The organism is Streptomyces sp. NPDC052396 (genome assembly GCF_044593195.1).
Classification (GTDB): domain Bacteria; phylum Actinomycetota; class Actinomycetes; order Streptomycetales; family Streptomycetaceae; genus Streptomyces.
Genome location: NZ_JBIUAW010000036.1, coordinates 1 through 3,610, shown reverse-complemented (window position 1 = coordinate 3,610; position 3,610 = coordinate 1). Strand labels below are relative to the sequence as shown.

The following is a 3,610-nucleotide window of genomic DNA, read 5'->3' as shown; positions in this document are numbered from 1 at the left end:
AAATCCATCCCGTTCAAGGGCCGTGCAGTAGAGATTGCCGCCGGTTACGGCGAGAGATGCCGCCCCTTCGTCCTTGCGGACGCCGTGGCAACTCGAAGGACTCTACACGAGGCTGTACACGCCATCAAATCGCTGGCGCCGGTCCCCCTCCACGGGTACCGTCCTCCCATGACCAAGCAGCATGCGCACACCCAGCAGTGGTGGGCCGCCTAGGGCGGCCGGTTCTCGCATGCACTCAACGGCCGCCGCCTCGGCGGCCGTTTTTGCTGTCCGTGGCGGTGGTCCCACACCCCGGGAGGACAGCAATGACCAGGACGACCACGCGGACCACTCGCATCTTCAGCGGCGTCAAGCCGACCGGCCACCTCACCCTCGGCAACTACCTCGGCGCCGTTCGCCAGTGGGTCGAGTCCGACCAGCACCGGGCCGAGGCCCTGTTCTGTGTGGTGGACCTGCATGCGCTGACCGTCGACCACGACCCCGCCCGGGTGCGGCGGCTCAGCCGACAGGCGGCGACCCTGCTGCTGGCCGCCGGTCTGGACCCGGCCCGCTGCACCCTGTTCGTCCAGAGTCATGTGGACGAACACACCCGCCTCTCCTACCTCCTGGAGTGCACGGCCACCGACGGCGAGATGCGCCGGATGATCCAGTACAAGGAGAAGTCGGTGCGCGAGCGGGCCACCGGCGGCAGCGTCCGGCTGTCGCTGCTGACCTATCCGGCGCTGATGGCGGCGGACATCCTGGCCTATGGCGCGGACGAGGTTCCGGTCGGTGACGACCAGGCGCAGCATGTGGAACTCACCCGCGACCTGGCGGTGCGCTTCAACCAGCGCTACGGGCACACCTTCACCGTGCCCCGGGCGGTGCTCCCAACGGTCGCCGCCCGGGTGATGGACCTGCAGGATCCGACGTCCAAGATGGGCAAGTCGCACGCGGAGACCGCCGGCATTGTCTATCTGCTCGACGAGCCGGAGGTGGTGCGCAAGAAGATCATGCGCGCGGTCACCGACAGCGGGGACGATGTGGTGTACGACCGTGAGGCACGGCCGGGCGTGGCCAACCTGCTGGAGCTGCTCGCCGCCTGCACCCATGACAAGCCCTCTGTGCTGGCCGAGAGCTACAGCTCGTACGGCGCACTGAAGAAGGACACCGCCGAGGCAGTGGTGGAAGTGCTGCGTCCGATGCAGGAGCGCCATGCGGAGCTGTGCGCCGACCCGGGCACGGTGGACGCGGTGCTGCGGGCCGGTGCCGAACGGGCCCGGGCACTGGCCCGGCCCACGGTCGACGCGGCATACCGCGCGATCGGGCTGCTGCCCGCGGTGTGAAGCGAGGGACCACGAGAGCCGGGCGCGAGGCAACGAGGAATCCGGCGGAGGCGGAGCGGCGTCCCCCTCTCCGCCGGATTCCTCTTGTTGAGCTATTCAGCCTTGTCCGGAGGCCAGCTCCCGGCTGCGGTCGCGCGCGGCCTCCAGGGCAGCGATCAGCGCATGCCGTACTCCGTGCTTCTCCAGCTCCCGAATCGCGCTGATGGTGGTGCCGGCCGGGGAGGTGACCGCCTCGCGCAGCTTGACCGGGTGTTCGCCGCTGTCGCGAAGCATCACTGCGGCGCCGATGGCGGCCTGGACGATCAGATCGTGAGCCTTGTCCCGGGGCAGGCCCAGCAGGATGCCCGCATCCGTCATCGCCTCGACCAGGAAGTAGAAGTAGGCGGGACCAGAGCCGGACAGCGCGGTGGCCGCGTCCTGCTGAGCCTCCGGGAGGCGCAGCGTCTTGCCCACCGGCTTGAAGATCGCCTCGGCCCGGAGCAGATGCTCTTCCCCGGCATGGCTGCCGGCGGAGATGACGGACATGCCCTCGTCGACCAGCACCGGAGTATTGGGCATCACCCGCACCACGGCCGTACCGGCCGGCAGCCGCTCCTCGAAGAAGGCGGTGGGGACACCGGCCGCCGCACTGATGACCAGGCGGTCGGCAGGCAGATGCGGGGCGAGCTCGGCCAGCAGGGCCGCCATGTCCTGCGGCTTCACGGCCAGAATCAGAGTGTCGGCGCGCTTGGCCGCCTCCGCGTTGTCCACCACCTCCACGCCATAGCGCTCCCGGAGCGCCGCGGCCCGTTCCGGCCGGCGGGCGGTGCACATCAGGTCAGCCGGTGACCAACCGGCCCGGATCATGCCACTCAGCAGGGCTTCACCGATCTTTCCGGTGCCGAGGACGGCAACCGACTGGGGCATGGGCACGGGTGGCTCACCTCTTCGCTGTGCGGGACTGTGCTCAGGCCGCCATCCTGCCATTCGCGCGCGCGGGGGTGTGCGCGCCGACCAACGGCATCCCTGCGACCTCCCAACGACCGTTCATAGCGGGCAGGTTCAGCCGACCCGAGCACCACCTTGCCGCGGTCATGGCCGTGTGCCACGTTCCGTTGGCGTGCGCGGCCTGGTCGAGCGGGTGGCTGACCCGGATGTGCCAGGTCAGCTCGCCGCGTACGTACCGCTCCGCCAGTTCGGCGAGCGAGCCGGCGGGGTGGTCCGTACCCCGGCGGACGCGGCGCGCTCGTACACGACCAGCGTCAGCGCCCAGGAACGGTCTTTCACCAGGCCGAGCGAGAGGTCGAAGGCTTTGCCTCCGGACCGGAATGGCGCCCAGTGGCCGCAGCTATACGTGGTTGGCCTCCACGGCCATGAGCGTGGCCTGATTGCCCGCGGTGAAATCGCCCGCGAACTGCCCTCCCGCTTGCTGGGTGATCCGGTCCGCCGGCGAGACCAGCACATCGTCTGCCACCGCCCAGCCGGTGACGCCCATGCCCCACCTGGTCGATCACTCCGGCGAATTCGTTCCCGGCTTCCGGGGCAACGGCGGCCTCGGGGCCTTCTCCAGCCTCAGCACCTCCGGCCCTCCGGCCTGGTGGAAGACGACGGCTCGGCTCATGCTCCGCTCCTCTCGATTCGGAGCGGGACCAGTTCCCCAACAGTGCACGCGATCGTGACGCGGCGCCCGGCGACTCGAACTCCGCGAGCACACCGCGCAGTTGGGAGCACACATCGGTCGTGCGGCGCGCCCTGACCTAGAACCCCTAAGGAAATGATCTCCGAGTTGGTTGGATCACTCGGGGACAGGCGATCCGAAGATGCGGGGTGGCTGGGCCGAAGCCAGGGGGTGTCGATGGTGAAGGTGGAGCGCCGTTCACGGCGCCCCCAGAGGTGAGCGGCACCCAGACCGGCTGGCGTTTCAGGGCATCCCGTTCGTGCTGCGCACCGGGATCACCTGGGAACACCTGCCGTAGAAGCTCGGCTTCGGTTCAGGCATGACGTGCTGGCGCCGCCTGGCCGAGTGGGCTGAGGCCAATATGTGGTCCCGGTTCCACGAAGTCCTCCTCGCCAAGCTCCGCAACGCGAACGCCCTCGACTTCTCCCGGGCGGCCATCGACAGCTGACAGCATCGGAACCCAGTGATTCATCACCTGGTGCAAGCGTTGCCGGTGGTCAGCGGCCGCAGCTCGACGGGAATAGCCGGCGTGCGCCGGCCCGAATGGGCCTTAAACGCAAAAATGCCGTAAGGCCGATCCATATCCTGGACCGGCCTTACGGCTAATAATTGTTCGGCGGCGTCCTAC

General features: G+C 68.8%; 3 protein-coding genes and 1 pseudogene. 2 read left to right on the top strand and 2 right to left on the bottom strand.

Annotation, left to right across the window (positions count from 1 at the left end):
- The first annotated feature begins 305 nt into the window (after window positions 1-305).
- A complete protein-coding gene (trpS, locus tag ACIHFE_RS34485) occupies window positions 306-1,325 on the top strand; it encodes a tryptophan--tRNA ligase (protein ID WP_400113029.1) in 1,020 nt (339 codons plus the stop codon).
- A gap of 96 nt (window positions 1,326-1,421) precedes the next feature.
- Here trpS and proC read toward each other — a convergent pair whose 3' ends face one another.
- Together proC and ACIHFE_RS34475 are read right to left on the bottom strand one after the other, a co-directional pair.
- Window positions 1,422-2,231, bottom strand: a complete 810-nt coding sequence (gene proC / locus ACIHFE_RS34480; RefSeq protein WP_400113031.1) for a pyrroline-5-carboxylate reductase — start codon at window positions 2,229-2,231, stop codon at window positions 1,422-1,424.
- 421 nt (window positions 2,232-2,652) lie between these two features.
- Entirely contained in the window at window positions 2,653-2,799 is a 147-nt protein-coding gene (locus ACIHFE_RS34475) for a hypothetical protein (protein WP_400113028.1), read from the bottom strand.
- Window positions 2,800-3,190: 391 nt separating this feature from the next.
- On the opposite strand from ACIHFE_RS34475, the pseudogene ACIHFE_RS34470 reads away from it, so the two are divergent.
- Window positions 3,191-3,427 (top strand): annotated as a pseudogene (locus ACIHFE_RS34470) (transposase); the annotation flags it as partial.
- Window positions 3,428-3,610 lie beyond the last annotated feature (183 nt).

Excerpts from the sequence above, each read along its gene's own strand:
- trpS (WP_400113029.1), top strand. The coding sequence starts at position 306 with ATGACCAGGACGACCACGCGGACCACTCGCATCTTCAGCGGCGTCAAG.
- proC (WP_400113031.1), bottom strand. The coding sequence starts at position 2,231 with ATGCCCCAGTCGGTTGCCGTCCTCGGCACCGGAAAGATCGGTGAAGCC.
- ACIHFE_RS34475 (WP_400113028.1), bottom strand. The coding sequence starts at position 2,799 with ATGGGCGTCACCGGCTGGGCGGTGGCAGACGATGTGCTGGTCTCGCCG.